A 14,204-nucleotide genomic window follows, 5' to 3' on the forward strand; every position below is an offset into this window, starting at 1 on the left:
ATTCGTGAATCTGGAGACCACTTCCGGGGGAAAGGTCCGCTCACACGCCTCTGTCGAAGCGTTCCTGTCATCATTATCAACACCAGATTTTCATGCGTCCCAGTGGGCCTTTTCGCTCCGAAGAGCCTGGGGCGTTTCCACTCGCCTTTTCAGGGGCGAAGTGAACTATACCCCTCTTCTGGAGATCTGTCAACACCCGTGCCCGTCAGGACAAGTATGTGCGAGCGTCGGGCCTGGGGGACTGTGCCCTGTGTCGCCGTGAAATGAAAGCCCCGGTGACGGCGCGGCAGCATGCTAGCCTCCCCTTATGCGGTTAAACGTGGTGTTTTTTGCCCACCTGCGGCGGGACATTGGAACTGAGCAACTGTCTATGGAAGCGCCGGAGGGGGCTGACGTGCGTGCGGTGGCCTCCCTGATTGAAGCCCAGCATGGCCTGAGCCTGAAAGGCTGCATGGTCGCAGTGAACGAGACCTACGCCACGCCGGAACACCCCCTGAAAGACGGTGACGAGGTGGCCTTCCTTCCGCCGGTGGCCGGCGGCAGCGACGAGGGGGGCACCCACTGCGAGATGACCGATCAGCCGCTGTCCCTGCAAGCGGCGGACGCATTTCTGGTCCGTCCCGAGTGTGGGGCGCAGGCCTATTTTGTGGGCACGGTGCGCAGTCCCAACAAGGGAAAGGACGTCGAGCACATTGACTACGAGGGCTACGCCCCCATGGCAAACCGGGTGATGCAGGGTGCGGCAGCCGCGGCGCGGGAACAGCACGGCGACTTGCGCGTCTGGCTTCAGCACCGCACCGGGCGGCTGCTGCCAGGCGAGGCCAGCATCCTGATCGGGGTGGCCAGTCCCCACCGCCGGGCGGCGCTGGAGGCCTGCGATTTTCTGATCGAATACCTGAAAGTGCAGATTCCAGTCTGGAAGCACGAGACCGACGATGACGGCCCACACTGGGTGGAGGGCCATTCGGCGCATCCGGCGCTCTAGCCCCTTACTTTGTGTTGCGCTGCGCCTGGGTTTCCAGAAAATACGGCGACGGCCCATGTTCACGGGCATGGGCCTCAAAACTGAGGTAGTAGCGGCTGGCGAGACCGATCATCAGGGCCACCACCGCAACCAGGGCCAGCAGCGGCCACACACCAGGGGGACCGGTCAGCAGACTGTTGAAGGCGAAGTGCAGCGCGACACTCAGCAGCAGCCCCCGCAACACCCAGCCCCGCACCGAACCGAACCCCGGCCCCCTGACCTGCTGCCAGTGCAGGCCGCCCAGCGCGTAGCCCTGCGGCGCACTGAACAGGGCGTGGGCCAGCGTGGTCACCAGGGCGTGCCATACGGTTGCCTCGCTGCCGAAGCCCAGCGTGTAGGTCACGTTTTCCATCAGCGCGAAACCCAGTGCGGCGGTCACGGCGTAGATCAGGCCGTCCATCGGTTCGTCAAAGGACAACTCGGTCACGGCCGTGGTGGCGGCCACGAATTTGCTGCCCTCCTCGATCACGGCGGTCAACAGCGCCACCAGCAGCAGCGTCAGGGGCAGCGTCGAGGCCAGCAGGTTACCCAGGCTGGCCTCGAAGGCCGCCGCGATCAACCACGCGAACATGCCCCAGCCGAAGGTGCGGGCCAGCAACTTTGGCGGCTCCGGATGGCGGTCTCGGCGCACGAAGAACCACAGCCACCATAGCGTCACGGTGACCGAGGCCAGCAGGGAGAGCGTCAACGCGGCGGCAACGGACATGGGCCCCGCAGTTAGGCGCGGGCCAGCCGGGCGGCGGCGGCCTGCATGGGCTGATGGGCCAGGTGGGTCAGTGCCAGCGCCAGCGCGTCCGCCGCGTGGTTGTTGAACAGTTCGCGCACGCCCAGCGACGCCTTGACCATGTAGATCACCTGTTCCTTGTCGGCGCGGCCCGATCCCACCAGCGATTTCTTGACCTGCATGGGGCCGTAGTGGTGCACCGGCACCCCCGCCTGCGCGCAGGCCAGCTGCACCACGCCGAAAGCCTGTCCCACCTTGAAGGCCACGTCGGCCTGCCGGCGCAGAATCTGGTCCTCAATGGCCACCGCTTCCGGTTGATATGTCTCGATCAGGCGGCTGACCTCGGCGTGGATGTAGGCCAGCCGGCGCGGCATCACCCAGGCACTCTCGGTGGTGATGCAGACGTGGTGCAGATGCCTGGCCTTGCGCACATTGCCCTCCACCAGACCAAGGCCCAGATTCGCAAGGCCGGGATCAATGCCAAGGACGATCATGTGTCCAGCATACGGGAAAATGGTGCACCACAACGGAAAAAGCCGCAGCCACGGGGTTTCCCCGGCTGCGGCCCCGGCGTAAGAAGGCTAGCGGCGGCTCTTGGGATCGAAGGCGTCGCGCAGGCCGTCGCCCAGAAAGTTGAAGGCCAGCACGGTAAACAGAATGGCCAGCCCCGGGTAGAACGGCAGCCAGGGGTAGCTCAGGACTACCTCCTGCGCGTTGCTGAGCATGTTGCCCCAGGTGGACACCGGCGGCTGGATGCCGAAGCCCAGGAAGCTCAGAGCGGCCTCGCCCAGAATCGCCCCGGCCACATCGATGGTGGCGCTCACCACGATGATGCCCAGCATGTTGGGCGCCAGATGCCGCCACATCACGCGGTTGTTGTTGGCGCCCAGTGCGCGGGCGGCGTCCACGTATTCCAGGTTCTTGAGGCGCAGCACCTCGCCGCGCACCAGCCGGGCGGTACCCATCCAGCCGAAAACGGCAAAGATGGTGATGATAATGACCACACTGGCTGAGGAGCCCAGGTTCTCGCGCATGTTGGCAATAAACGGAGCGTCACTGCTGGCAAACAGTCCCGAGATCACCAGCTGCAGCGGCAGGGACGGCAGGCTCAGCATGAATTCAATAAAGCGGCTGACCACCGAGTCCGTCAGTCCACCGAAAAAACCCGCCACCAGTCCGGCCAACGTGCCCAGCAGCACGCTGATGATCGCCACGGAGAAGCCCACCACCAGGCTGATGCGGCTGCCGTAGATCACGCGTGAGAGGACATCCCGGCCCAGTTCGTCCTGGCCCAGCGGATAGGTGGCGCTAGGCGGCGCGAAGAATCCGCCCAGATCCTGGGCATTGGGATCGTGTGGAGTAATGAGCGGGGCGAACAGGGCCGCCAGCATCACGAGGATGATAAACGCCAGGCTGATCATGGCCGCCTTGTGGCGCAGCAACCGGCGCATCGACATCTGCAGTGCGGAGTAGCTCTTCTGGGGAGGCGGGGCGGGCGCAGTGATTGTCATAACGGGGTCACCTTCACAGCCAAGGACCTCACGAGTAGCGAATCCGGGGATCGACCAGGGCATAGGCCAGATCGGCGATCAGCTGAAACACCACGGTCAGGATGGCCAGCAGCATCAGGCACAGCATCACCACGTTGAAGTCCTTGCTGACCAGCGAGTCCAGCAGGGCGCGGCCCATACCCGGCCACGAGAAGACCGTCTCGGTCAGGACCGCGCCGCCGAACAGGCCCGGAATCGACAGGCCCAGGATGGTGATGATCGGGATCAGAGCGTTTCTCAAGGCGTGTTTGAAGATCACCGAGCGGTTGGGTAATCCCTTGGCCCGCGCTGTCCGCACGAAATCCTGCCCGATCACCTCCAGAAAGCTGGCGCGCATAAAGCGGGTGGTCGCCGCAATCTCGCGGAACATCAGGATAGACAGCGGCAGGATCAGGTATTTCAGGCGGTCCAGCCAGAACGGCCAGAAGCCGTCCTCGGGACTCAGGCTGCCCAGCCCGCCGGGCGGCAGCGCGATGACCCCGCCCGTCAACTGCGGCAAATACACCGCAAACAGGTACAGCGCCATCACGCCAATCCAGAACACCGGCGCGCTGAAGGCCACGAAGCTCAGGAAGGTCAGCACGTAGTCCAGCGTGCTGTACTGCCGGATGGCCGAGTAGATACCCAGCGGCACGGCGATCAGGGTGCTGATGATCAGGGCCGGGACCGTCAGCAGCAGGGTATTGGGCAGCCGCTGGGTGAAGATGAACTGGGTGGCCGGAATCCCGAAATCGCGCGAGTACCCGAACTCGCCCTGAAAGGCCCGCATCAACCAGGACACGTAGCGCTGGGGCCACGGTGTGTTCAGGCCGTAGGCCTCACGCAGCCGGGCAATGTCCTCGGGGGTGATGCGCGGGTTGCCGAAAATCAGTTGATCCACCGGGTCGCCGGGCTGCAGGGCCGTCAGGGCGAAGATCACCAGACTGATCAGCAGCAGCAGCGGGATCATCTGCAGAACCCGGCGCAGGGCGTAGGTTGCCATAGGGGGGCCATCCTTTCAAAGAACATGGAGGGTGTTGAACGCAGGAAGGAGAGGAAGGCCAATGTTCGGCGCATCCTCTCCCCGTGGCGGGATTTCAGGCAATGTGCGCCCTGATCCCTGGCCTATTCTTTCTGCTTGTGCGCCGAAACTGCGCCCTTGCTGGTCCAGCCCACGCGGTAGGCATCCCAGGTGGGGTACAGCGTGTAGGCGCTGAAGTCGTAGTTGGCCAGCCCGTTGGCCTGGATATACGGATTCACGCGGTAGTACAGCGGCAGCGAGGGCACATTCTTGGCCCAGATAGTCTGCATCTGGTCAAACAGCTTGTTGCGCGCGGCCGGGTTGAACTCGGTGCGGGCCTGCAGTTGCAGCTTGTCGTACTCGGCGTTGACCCAGCCAGAGTTGTTCTGACCGGCGTAACCGTTGGCCTCGGTGGGCACACCCGAACCCTTGAACAGGTCGCCCTCCTCGAAGATGGGGTTGCTGATCCAGGCGTACATCGCCAGGTCCCACTTGCCCTCCGCACCCTTGGACAGGAAATCCGCTCCGAAGAACACGCTGGCCGGGTAGTTCTGAATGTTGACCTGCACGCCCACAGCCTTCCACTGTGCCTGCAGGATCTGCTGCACGCGCTCACGCACGCTATTGCCCGCCGTGGTGCCAAAGTTCAGACTGAACTTCTTGCCGCCCTTCTGCAGGATGCCGTCGCTGCCAGGGGTCCAGCCCGCTGCGGCGAACAGCGCCTTGGCCTTGGCCGCATCGAAGGGGTAGGCCTGCACGTCCTTCTTGTAGACGGTTGCCAGCGGGTTGATAAAGACATTAGACACCGGCTGCTTGCCCTGAAACAGCGCCTTGACGAGGCTGGGCCGGTCAATGGCGTACAGCAGCGCCTGACGGATGTTGGCATCATCCAGACCCAGGTCTTTCGCCTTCTGGCCACGGGTGTTGATGTCAATGTGCTCCCATACCGAGCCCGGCACGAAGTAAGTGGTGAACTTCCGCTGTCCGCGCTGCAGATCGATGGCCTGATCAAACGACAGGCCCACCGTCGCCAGCGCGTCCACCTGACCCGACAACACGTTAACCTTGAGGGTATTGGTGTTGGGAATAAAGCGGTAGGTCACAGTCTGGACGTACTTGCTCTCGCCGCCGGAAGGCTTGCGCCAGTAGTTGGCATTGCGGGTCAGGGTCAGGCTGTTGCCGGGGCGCCACGCGGTGGGCTTGAAGGGACCGGCCACCACCTTGGGCAGATTGTTGGAGGTTGTGAACTGGTTGAGGAACTTGATCCACTGCTCGTTGACCGCGTCGCTGGGCTTCTGGCCCTTGGTGGCCGCATTAAAGGCGTCCCAGGCGCCCTTCATCGCGGCGGAAGGGGCCACGCCGGGCGCCCCCGCCTGCTCGGCGAACAGATACGGCGGATCGAAAGTGATGGTGAAGGTCTTGTTGTTGGCGCCGCGCGTGATCTTCGCGTTCTCGAAGGGGTAGCGGTCCGGCACCGGCACGCGCTCGTCGTTCTGCACCATCAGCCAGAACTCGAAGTCGGCGGTGGTGATCTGCGAGCCGTCGCTCCACTTGGCGTCCGGGCGGATGGTGTAGGTCAGGCTGTTGCGGATGACCTTGCCGCTGGCATCCTTGACCACCTTGTAGCCGCCGTTGGCCACCGTGGGGACCGTGGTTGCCATATCGGCAAACAAATTTCCGTCGTTGTCCAGGCCGGTCAGGGACGCGCCCATCCAGTTGTTGATCTCGCTGGTGATCGCCAGGTTGTTGGTGACCCAGGGATCGTAGATGTTCGGCGGCTCCTGCGAGGTGCCGACGATCAGGCTGTTGTTGGCCGGGCCGGCCAGGGCCGGAGCCAGCACCGCAGGCGCCAGCAAAAGAGCGGAAAGGGTCAAAACCTTCTTCAGGGACACTTCTTTCATGAACGCCTCCAAGACTCTACGCGGGCCACCAGGGCCCCCAAACTGTGTTGATGGGGGTCAGTATAGGGCCGGGTGAAGAAGTGTCAAGGCTGGCGCCCAATTAGACGGTAAAATGCCGCGCTCCAGACCCATGAAGGACGTGCTGACACAGACATCCCACGGGCCAGAACATGACGTTCTGGCCCGTGGGATGTCTGGCTGATGTGCGAGATCGTGCTAGTGGCTGCCGCAGCCGCTGCTGCCCTCGCCATCGGGGGACTGGGCGCTGTCGGTGCGGAAGGAATGGCCACAGCCGCAGGAGCTGGTGGCGTTGGGGTTGTTGACGGTGAAGCCGCCGCCCATCATGTTCTCCACGAAGTCCACCTCACTGCCGCGCAGCAGGGACAGACTCATGTGGTCGACCAGCAGCTTGACGCCCCGGTCCACAACGACGGTGTCGCCTTCAAGTTCGCGGTCGTCAATGGCCATGCCGTACTGGTAGCCGCTGCATCCGCCGCTCTTGATGAACACGCGCACGCCAGCATTTTCCTTACCGCTCTGGCCGATGATGCCCAGGGCCTTCTGCGCGCCGTATTCGCTGATGGTCATGGCCTTTTCAGGCGCATCACCGTGGTTTTCGGGGTGAGTCATCGCGGTCATGCGTGAAGCGTAGCACCATTGGAACAATAAAAAGGTGCGCGGAGAGCAAATTGGATCCCAGGGCCAGACCTTCCCAGAGACGCCGTTTGCGCCCCGCCCAACGGCATCTCTATCAGACCCGCAGCCCGCCTGATTCTTTTTTCCGCTTACATTCCTTGAGTGTGGTCATGTTAAGATGAGCGCATGACGAACCCCTACGCCGAGTGGTTCGAGCAGCTCAGGGCCGAATACAGTGAGCAGCTCGGGTCCATGCCATTGCCTGACGGTCTGCCCGAACATCTGCGGCAGCTTATCCAGAACCGCGACGAGGACGCCATCCAGTTCATGATCAAACTGGCCTGGCAGTTCGGAGCCCAGGTCGGCTATGCTGCCGGGAGCCGGGCCGGAGGCGAACAGGTCTCGGTGGTCCGGCCCAGCGCCAGCGTTCAGGCCTAGACCACAGCCCAAACTCTGTTATATCTGACCGTCCCGCAGAGGGGCGGTTTTTTTGCCCCAGCCCCTAATGGCCCCGCACACGGGGCACTGCCCAGCAACCCACCTCTTTCCTGCCCCGCAGCAGCCCCAGCGCGGCCAGCTCGCTCAGCACGCACTGCGCGAATACGGCGATGGTTTCGGTCGGCGCGTCTTCCAGCTCCATCGACTCCAGACCAAGGCGGCGGGCTTCACGGGCCAGATACTGGGCAAGAGGGTCCACCCGCACAGCATAGAAAAAACCGCCCCGGCACACGGCCAGGGCGGTTCGGGTTGGGCGCGGCTCAGTCGTCGGCAGCAGCGGAGTGAGACAGCGACTCGCGCTCGTCGGCCTCACGCAGGGCGCGGATGCCCCGCACGATGCCAATGGTGGCGAAGTAGGTCGCCGCCGGCACCACGAACATCAGAATCCACAGCACGGTATTGGCATTGGCGGTGGTCAGGACATTGGCGCTGATCAGGTCCGGCTTGTAGCCAGCCACCGACATGATGATCAGCAGGGCCATGAACGAGGTGCCGATGGCCAGCCGCACCGGGTGGTTGGTGGGGTTCTCGGCGTAGTAGTTGTTGTCCTTGCTGCGGTCCAGCATGGGCACGGCGAACATCGCGCCGATAACCACAGTGGGCAGCAGGATCGCGCCGACGAACTCGGACCCGATGATGCCCCCGAGGATGTGGAACTCGAAGCTCGGGATGATGGCCAACGCACCGAAGACCCACAACAGGTACCAGTCGGGCTTGATGTTCTCAATCGGGGTGGTGCTGGGCGGCCCGAAGAACTCTACCGGGTGAACCGGAATAAAGGCGCTGAACAGCATGATGATCCCGGCAAACAGCAGCGTCAGCATCAGCATGATCGGGGTCTGCTGGGTCAGCAGCGGCACGCCGACGATCTTCTTGTAGGCGATGCGCTTGGCGTACTGCGGCTGGGTGTGCTTCTGCTTGATCATCAGCAGCATATGCGCAGCAGTCAGGGCCAGCAGGATGCCCGGCAGCAGCATGATGTGGTAGCCGTAGATGCGCGGAATGATGCCGTCGCCGGGGAAGTTGCCCGCGAAGGCCGCCTGCGCCAGCCAGCTGCCGACCCAGGGAACCGAGGCCGCAATACCGTAGACCACCTTGACCGTGTTGTAGGCGTAGTTGTCGTAGGGCAGAATGTAGCCGGTCACGGCGGTCAGAGCGGCGAAAATCAGCAGCAGCATGCCGATCCACCAGTTGATTTCACGCGGCTTCTTGAAGGCCCCCGTGAAGTAGATGCGCATCATGTGAATCACGGCGGCCGCCACCATGATGTTGGCAGTCCAGTGGTGGACGCGGCGCATCATGTCCCCGAAAGGCATGGCGTTCATCTTGAGGGCTGAGTGGTACGCCGCCGGAATCAGGTTGGGCTTGTCGGCGGTCCCCGGATCGAACGAGTTGACGATCAGGCTGTTGCTGGGCTCGTAGGACAGCGCCAGCACGATGCCGGTGATGATCAGGATAATCAGGCTGAACAGCGTGATCTCACCCAGGAAGAAACTGTGGTGAACAGGAAAGGCCTTGCGCAGGAACTTGTCGTTCAGGCGCGAGATGTGCAGGCGTTCGTCGAGCCACTGGTTCATGCGCTGTTCTCCTTGTGCCGCAGAAAGAGGTCTCTAGTGGGAAGGGGACTCATGCGAGCTGGGCCTTGACAGCTTCCTTGCGCGCTTCCCACTCCGACTCGGTGAAGGGATACGGGTTTTCCAGGAAGAATCCGGCCACCACCAGCTTGTCTCCGTCCTGTTTGATGGGCAGCTGCGCCAGTGGCCGGGGGGGCGGGCCGCCGACAACCTTGCAGCCCCGCTTGGGGTCGTACTGTCCGGAGTGGCAGGGGCACTTCATCTGGCCTTCGGTCTGGTCGTCGTCGCTAACCGAGCAGCCCGCGTGGGTGCAGATGTCGCTATAGGCCACGATCTCCCCGTCAATGGTGGCTTCCAGATTGGTGGGGGCAATGATCTGTCCCTTGGGAAAGCGGTACAGCGCCAGCACATTGTTGGGGTCGCCCTTGCGGATCAGGTTGTTGCCTTCCTTGTCCTTGCCCATCGGCCAGGCGCGGATCAACTGCTCGCTGAGTTCGCTGACCTTGATGATCTCGCCTTCCTTGCTGGCCGAGGCGTGTACCAGAATGTCGCCCTCAACAGGCGGCATCTTGTCGCGGGTCAGGCGGAACACCGGATTGGCGGTGCCCAGCACGCCCACCAGACTGACAATCCCGACGGTGGCGGTGGTGCCCATGGCCGCGTTGATAAAGCGGCGGCGGGTGATTTCGGGGTCCTGTTTGCGGTAACGGGTCATGCGTTTAACCTCTCAAGGAAAAAGGGAAGGGCTGGGGGAAAAGGGAGGCCGGGCTTACCAGGGGAATTCGCCGCTGGCGTCCTCGACCAGCACCTCGCCGTCCATGAAGAACTTCTTGTACAGCCCGATGGCCAGCGCCAGCAGCAGCAGAATCATGGCGGCGTAGAAGCCCTCGGCAGTGACATTGGGCATCACGGGTTCGCTGGCACCCCAGCCTGCATAGTCGATCACCATCTGGCGGGCGAACAGGACACTGAACAGCAGGGTCAGCCCCAGGGTTGTGACCATGGCGAGCATGGCGATCGGCGTAGAACGCACCTTGTGGATGCCGGGGTGCAGCTCGGTGCCCTCGGTCCACACGCTGTACAGCCCGATCAGGCCGTAGGTGAGCAGCACCATGATGAAGGTGGCCAGGAAGATTTCGGGGAGTTTGATGTCCTCGGGGACAAAGCGGCTGCGGTTCTTCAGCACGGCCGGGTCGATCTTGGTCTGGCCCTCGGCCACGGTGGCAGGGGTCAGCAGCTCCGGAATCTTGTTGCCCCAGCTGTTCAGGACGTAGTTGGCCACAGCGTAGATCTCGTTTTCCGCCAGCTTCTCGCCGTAGGCGGGCATGCCGCCCTTGCCGTTGATCAAGATGTTGTGCACATAGACAGGATCTTTAAGGATCTTCGCGTCCCCGGCCAGCGCCGGACCCACGCCGCCCTGACCCTGTGCGCCGTGGCAGCCCACGCAGCCTGCCGAGGCATAAAGCTCCTTGCCGATCGTTGGGTATTCCCGGCTGATATTGGCAACGACGGCCGGGTCGACTGTCACCGGCTCCGGCGCGGTTTCCTTGTTGAACAAGAACAGCAACAGGATCCACATAATGGCCGCGCACACGATGGCGACCCAGGGCATTACAGCGTCGTTTCTCTCCACGTTCTTTCTCCCTCACGCATGAAATGGCCGGCTACCCGTTGCGCCATTTGGAACTTGGGCCGAAGCCTGACAATAATGACCGTATCGGCAGCCAGCATAGCACGCTGCCCAGAGGCCTTCAGCAGCACTCCGTACCGTCTGCGCCGCACTTTAACACCCACACGGAGCGACACTTCGGTACGCTGATGATGCACCTGACCGGGCGGTTAAATGTCCCCCGGCACGTACGCGTTTCCCAGAGCGGCCAGCACCGGCCACAGCGCCTGCGAGAGCACCCGGAGGTCATGGTTGCCAGGCAGTTCGCGCCGGTCCGTGCCCCCTTCTGACAGCAGGGCCACCACCAGCGGGCGCGGCGTGTACAGCACCCCCACGTCATGGTGCACGCCGTCCAGCTCGCCACTCTTGCTGGCCAGCCGGTAAAGGGGTTCGCCCTCTGCGCCGCGCGGCAGCCCCGCCCCAATCAGGTCACGCAGCTGCTGACGCTCCAGGATGTTCAGCGCCAGCGCCGTGTGGGCCGCGTCCAGCAGCTCACCCCGGACCAGGCGGCCCAGCAGGTCAGTCTGCTCGTGGGCGGTGGTGCGGTTGCGTTCGCCCCGGCGCTGGGCGGCGTTGCGCTGCTCGGGCGGCAGCTGCAACCGGCCGATCAGGCGGGTCGCGGTCCAGCCGTGGGCCGTCAGCCAGCCGTTCACGGTGTCCACGCCCAGCCGCCCGATCACCAGATTGGTGGCCGTGTTGTCGCTGACGATGATCATCAGGGTCAGCACGTCGCGCCAGCTCAGGGCCAGGCCCGGCCCCAGTTCGTGCAGCACACCCGCGCCGGGCACGCGGTCAGCGGCCTCCAGCGTGACCCGGTCTTCCAGGCCCAGACGCCCGGTCTGCGCCCACGCCAGCGCCAGGACCAGCAGCGGCACCTTGATGGTGCTGGCCGCCGGGAACACCCGCTGTGGGTTCAGCGCGAACAGTTCACGGCCCGCCAGATCGCATACCCGCAGCCCCACCTCGCCCGCGTAACCCTGGGCTCGCAGTCCGGACAGGAAGGGGCTGGTCACTCAGAGAACTCTAGCAGGGCGGGCGAACCCAGCGGGAGCTACTCCCGGTTCGGGCCTCTTGTTCAAAGTGCCACCCGAAAAGGATGATTCGTTGCGCTATTCGGGCAACTTCAGCCCGGCCAGCGCGGCGAAGGGATGCGGCGCATCCACCGGGCGCAGCGTGCAGAACGGCGGCCCTCCCTCTGGCTCGACGCGGTGGGGACACACCGGGCATTCTGGAAACGCCTGCTCGGTGTACGCCAGATCGGCCTCGGCACTTGCCAGCACCCACTCGCGTCCACAGCCTGCGCGGAAGGTGGTGGGGCCGGCAGCCGCCGCCTGTCCCCTGCCCCGCCCACGCCGTTCAGTCAAGGTTGGCGATGCCCTCGCGAATGGCGTACAGGGCCGCCTGGGTGCGGTTGTTGAGCTGCAGCTTGGTAAAGATCTCCGACAGGCGGTTGCGGACCGTCTTCTCGCTGATGTCCAGCCGCAGGGCGATGTCCTGGTTGGAAAAGCCCTGGGCCAGCAGCTTGAGGATCATCGTCTCGCGCTCGTTGAGGTCCGCGTGCTTCTCGCTGGGCAGCTCCTCACGCTTGTCGCGGAAATCGTCGAGGACGTTCTGGGCCATGTCGGCGTCCAGCAGCGCCTCGCCCCCGGCCACCCGTTTGATGGCGTCCAGCAGCGTGGCGGCGTCTGCGTCCTTGAGGATGTACCCGCGTGCTCCGGCCTTGACCGCCTCGAACACGTAGCGGTCCTGACGGTACATGGTGATCATGATGACGCGGGCATCGGGATCGATTTCCAGGATGCTCTGGGTGGCCTTCACGCCGTCAAGCTCCGGCATCTGGATGTCCATCAGGATCACGTCCGGGTGGGTGTCCGCCGCGTAACGGATGGCCTCGCGCCCGTTGGCGGCCTCGCCGATCACGCGCATGCCCTCAGACTCCAGCAGGCTGCGCAGGCCCTGACGAAACAGCGCATGGTCATCAACGAGCAAAACACGAATCATAGCTGGCAGTGTAGAACCGCTGGGGCGAGGCATGGGGAAGGCCGCCTACCTTTGGCCCCGGTGCGGCGCCTGCCGAAACGCAGAAGGGCTGTGCTTCCCCTGCTGGGGAGGCGGCGCAAACCGCCGGGCGGGCACTGAAAACAATCTGTAAGGACCGGCCCGCTACACTCATGGACGTGATTACCTGGTTTGACGCCCTGCTCGTGACCCTGTGGGCCGTGATAACCGCGCTGGGCGCGCGGCGCGGTCTGGCCGGCCTGGCCTGGGGTCTGCTGGGCGTCACCATCTGTTTTCTGGTCAACTCCCTGGGCAATTCGCTGTTCACCACCGTCGCGGCGCTGCTGCTGGGTCTGGGCAGCGCCGTGGTGATCGTGCGTCTGCTGCCCCACCCGGCGGCGGAGCCGTGGCACCTGCTGGCCGGCGGGGTGGGCGGTCTGGCCCTGGGCGGCATGCTGACCGCCACGGTGGCCCTGGGCTTTCCGCTGGACGTGCGGATTACGCCTTCCGGCACCACCGGGGTCTATCCCTCGGTGAACATGCCGCCGGTGCTGTACAGGGCCGTGAGCAACTCGGCCATCCAGAATGGCCTGCGTGGGGTGTGGGGCGGTAATCTGGCCCTCAGAAGCCTGCTGATTCCCGATCAGACCCGTCGCCAGTAGGCTTCACCCAGCGCGCGCTACTCGGCCAGCGGCGCAGGCGTTTCCGGGCGGGCCTCGCCGCTGCTGCGCTGGCTGAGCACCGTACTGCCCACCACCAGCAGGCCGCCCACTGCGCCGCGCAAGCCCACCCGCTCTCCGATTAACAGGAAGCTGAACAGAGTGGCCGTCACCGGTTCCAGCGCGTAGATCAGGCTGGCCTCGGCGGCGCTGACGGTGCGCTGGCCCACCGTTTGCAGCAGGGTGGTCAGGGCGGTAGCCACCACCCCCAGGTACAGCAGCGGTCCCCAGGCGGCCGACGGCGGCACACTGAAGCCTCCTGACACCCCTGCCCACAGCCAGGCCAGCAACGTCACCGCCGCAAGCTGCGCCAGCGTGAACGGCAGCGCCGCGTGCCGGTTCGACAGCCGCTCCAGCGCAATGATAAAGCCCGCGTAGGTCACGGCGCAGGCCAGCGCCCAGGCGTCGCCGATCACCCATGCGCCGCCCTCCCAGGACAGCAGGCCCAGCCCGAGCACCGCCAGCGGCAGGGCAGCCAGCAGCGGCAGGGGCATGCGCCGGCGCTGCGCGAAGACCAGCCACAGCGGCACCAGCACCACGCTGAGGGCGGTGAAGAAAGCCGCGCGGTTGGCGGTGGTGGTTTGCAGGGCGATGGTCTGGGTGCCGTAGCCCGCGATCAGCCACGCCCCCAGCAGCAGGCCGTCGCGCCACAGACCGTCGCGCCAGGAAAAACGGGGAGCTGGGGCAGGCGCGGGCTGGTCTGCCCGCCGTCGCCGCAGGCCCCAGCCCCGGATGAGCAATGCGGGCAGTAGGGCCACGAAGCCGATCAGGAAACGCCACGCGATCAACTGGGCCGGGGGCAACAGCTCGCCCAGCGTTTTGACCACCGCAAAGGTGCTGCCCCACACCGCCGTGACCAGAATGAGGAGAAGAACGCCGCGCAACCGTGGAGACACGTCAGGGATTGTAGA

General features: G+C 64.4%; 17 protein-coding genes. 3 read left to right on the forward strand and 14 right to left on the reverse strand.

Going from position 1 to position 14,204, the window contains the following annotated elements; genetic code table 11:
• The first annotated feature begins 307 nt into the window (after window positions 1–307).
• Window positions 308–985 (forward strand): molybdopterin converting factor subunit 1, encoded by a 678-nt coding sequence (moaD, locus tag IEY31_RS16615; protein WP_188974053.1) that lies wholly within the window; start codon window positions 308–310, stop codon window positions 983–985.
• Between the two features lie 4 nt (window positions 986–989).
• On the opposite strand, the gene IEY31_RS16620 is transcribed toward moaD, so the two are convergent.
• The 6 genes from IEY31_RS16620 to IEY31_RS16645 form a co-directional block, all read right to left on the reverse strand.
• On the reverse strand, window positions 990–1,730 hold the full coding sequence (locus IEY31_RS16620; RefSeq protein ID WP_188974055.1) for a PrsW family intramembrane metalloprotease: 741 nt from the start codon (window positions 1,728–1,730) through the stop codon (window positions 990–992).
• Window positions 1,731–1,741: 11 nt separating this feature from the next.
• Window positions 1,742–2,242: a crossover junction endodeoxyribonuclease RuvC gene (gene ruvC / locus IEY31_RS16625; protein WP_188974057.1), complete on the reverse strand. Its 501-nt coding sequence runs from the start codon at window positions 2,240–2,242 to the stop codon at window positions 1,742–1,744.
• A gap of 87 nt (window positions 2,243–2,329) precedes the next feature.
• Window positions 2,330–3,259 carry an ABC transporter permease gene (locus IEY31_RS16630; protein ID WP_188974059.1) on the reverse strand — a complete coding sequence of 310 codons (930 nt, stop codon included), beginning with the start codon at window positions 3,257–3,259 and terminating at the stop codon, window positions 2,330–2,332.
• 28 nt (window positions 3,260–3,287) lie between these two features.
• Entirely contained in the window at window positions 3,288–4,280 is a 993-nt protein-coding gene (locus tag IEY31_RS16635) for an ABC transporter permease (protein WP_188974060.1), read from the reverse strand.
• A gap of 122 nt (window positions 4,281–4,402) precedes the next feature.
• Window positions 4,403–6,199, reverse strand: coding sequence for a peptide ABC transporter substrate-binding protein (locus IEY31_RS16640; RefSeq protein ID WP_188974062.1), 1,797 nt, complete (start codon window positions 6,197–6,199; stop codon window positions 4,403–4,405).
• 216 nt (window positions 6,200–6,415) lie between these two features.
• Entirely contained in the window at window positions 6,416–6,838 is a 423-nt protein-coding gene (locus tag IEY31_RS16645) for a HesB/IscA family protein (RefSeq protein ID WP_188974064.1), read from the reverse strand.
• A 183-nt stretch (window positions 6,839–7,021) separates the two neighbouring features.
• Between IEY31_RS16645 and IEY31_RS16650 the strand changes: the two genes are divergently transcribed.
• Window positions 7,022–7,273 (forward strand): DdrH, encoded by a 252-nt coding sequence (locus tag IEY31_RS16650; protein WP_188974067.1) that lies wholly within the window; start codon window positions 7,022–7,024, stop codon window positions 7,271–7,273.
• A 64-nt stretch (window positions 7,274–7,337) separates the two neighbouring features.
• On the opposite strand, the gene IEY31_RS16655 is transcribed toward IEY31_RS16650, so the two are convergent.
• From IEY31_RS16655 to IEY31_RS16685, 7 genes are all read right to left on the reverse strand, one after another.
• Window positions 7,338–7,532, reverse strand: coding sequence for a hypothetical protein (locus IEY31_RS16655; protein WP_188974101.1), 195 nt, complete (start codon window positions 7,530–7,532; stop codon window positions 7,338–7,340).
• 61 nt (window positions 7,533–7,593) lie between these two features.
• A complete protein-coding gene (locus IEY31_RS16660) occupies window positions 7,594–8,910 on the reverse strand; it encodes a cytochrome b (RefSeq protein ID WP_188974069.1) in 1,317 nt (438 codons plus the stop codon).
• 49 nt (window positions 8,911–8,959) lie between these two features.
• Window positions 8,960–9,622 (reverse strand): ubiquinol-cytochrome c reductase iron-sulfur subunit, encoded by a 663-nt coding sequence (locus IEY31_RS16665; RefSeq protein ID WP_188974070.1) that lies wholly within the window; start codon window positions 9,620–9,622, stop codon window positions 8,960–8,962.
• Between the two features lie 54 nt (window positions 9,623–9,676).
• Window positions 9,677–10,519 (reverse strand): c-type cytochrome, encoded by an 843-nt coding sequence (locus IEY31_RS16670; RefSeq protein ID WP_188974072.1) that lies wholly within the window; start codon window positions 10,517–10,519, stop codon window positions 9,677–9,679.
• Between the two features lie 227 nt (window positions 10,520–10,746).
• A complete protein-coding gene (locus IEY31_RS16675; RefSeq protein WP_188974074.1) occupies window positions 10,747–11,589 on the reverse strand; it encodes a serine hydrolase in 843 nt (280 codons plus the stop codon).
• 96 nt (window positions 11,590–11,685) lie between these two features.
• The gene (locus IEY31_RS16680) at window positions 11,686–11,940 is read right to left on the reverse strand and encodes a hypothetical protein (RefSeq protein ID WP_188974076.1); all 255 of its coding nucleotides are present in this window, start codon (window positions 11,938–11,940) and stop codon (window positions 11,686–11,688) included.
• Entirely contained in the window at window positions 11,933–12,577 is a 645-nt protein-coding gene (locus IEY31_RS16685) for a response regulator transcription factor (protein WP_188974078.1), read from the reverse strand. The genes IEY31_RS16680 and IEY31_RS16685 overlap by 8 nt, the downstream gene beginning before the upstream one ends.
• Before the next feature lie 176 nt (window positions 12,578–12,753).
• On the opposite strand from IEY31_RS16685, the gene IEY31_RS16690 reads away from it, so the two are divergent.
• On the forward strand, window positions 12,754–13,236 hold the full coding sequence (locus tag IEY31_RS16690) for a hypothetical protein (RefSeq protein WP_229723733.1): 483 nt from the start codon (window positions 12,754–12,756) through the stop codon (window positions 13,234–13,236).
• Between the two features lie 17 nt (window positions 13,237–13,253).
• Here the strand turns inward: IEY31_RS16690 and IEY31_RS16695 are convergent, their stop codons facing one another.
• Window positions 13,254–14,189 carry a DMT family transporter gene (locus IEY31_RS16695; RefSeq protein ID WP_188974082.1) on the reverse strand — a complete coding sequence of 312 codons (936 nt, stop codon included), beginning with the start codon at window positions 14,187–14,189 and terminating at the stop codon, window positions 13,254–13,256.
• Between the last annotated feature and the right edge of the window lie 15 nt (window positions 14,190–14,204).

The sequence above is a fragment of the Deinococcus aerolatus genome (genome assembly GCF_014647055.1).
GTDB lineage: Bacteria > Deinococcota > Deinococci > Deinococcales > Deinococcaceae > Deinococcus > Deinococcus aerolatus.

Coding starts and splice junctions, on each gene's coding strand:
- IEY31_RS16635 (WP_188974060.1), bottom strand. CDS start 4,280: ATGGCAACCTACGCCCTGCGCCGGGTTCTGCAGATGATCCCGCTGCTG.
- moaD (WP_188974053.1), top strand. CDS start 308: ATGCGGTTAAACGTGGTGTTTTTTGCCCACCTGCGGCGGGACATTGGA.
- ruvC (WP_188974057.1), bottom strand. CDS start 2,242: ATGATCGTCCTTGGCATTGATCCCGGCCTTGCGAATCTGGGCCTTGGT.
- IEY31_RS16645 (WP_188974064.1), bottom strand. CDS start 6,838: ATGACCGCGATGACTCACCCCGAAAACCACGGTGATGCGCCTGAAAAG.
- IEY31_RS16670 (WP_188974072.1), bottom strand. CDS start 10,519: ATGCCCTGGGTCGCCATCGTGTGCGCGGCCATTATGTGGATCCTGTTG.
- IEY31_RS16640 (WP_188974062.1), bottom strand. CDS start 6,199: ATGAAAGAAGTGTCCCTGAAGAAGGTTTTGACCCTTTCCGCTCTTTTG.
- IEY31_RS16620 (WP_188974055.1), bottom strand. CDS start 1,730: ATGTCCGTTGCCGCCGCGTTGACGCTCTCCCTGCTGGCCTCGGTCACC.
- IEY31_RS16660 (WP_188974069.1), bottom strand. CDS start 8,910: ATGAACCAGTGGCTCGACGAACGCCTGCACATCTCGCGCCTGAACGAC.
- IEY31_RS16665 (WP_188974070.1), bottom strand. CDS start 9,622: ATGACCCGTTACCGCAAACAGGACCCCGAAATCACCCGCCGCCGCTTT.
- IEY31_RS16630 (WP_188974059.1), bottom strand. CDS start 3,259: ATGACAATCACTGCGCCCGCCCCGCCTCCCCAGAAGAGCTACTCCGCA.
- IEY31_RS16685 (WP_188974078.1), bottom strand. CDS start 12,577: ATGATTCGTGTTTTGCTCGTTGATGACCATGCGCTGTTTCGTCAGGGC.
- IEY31_RS16650 (WP_188974067.1), top strand. CDS start 7,022: ATGACGAACCCCTACGCCGAGTGGTTCGAGCAGCTCAGGGCCGAATAC.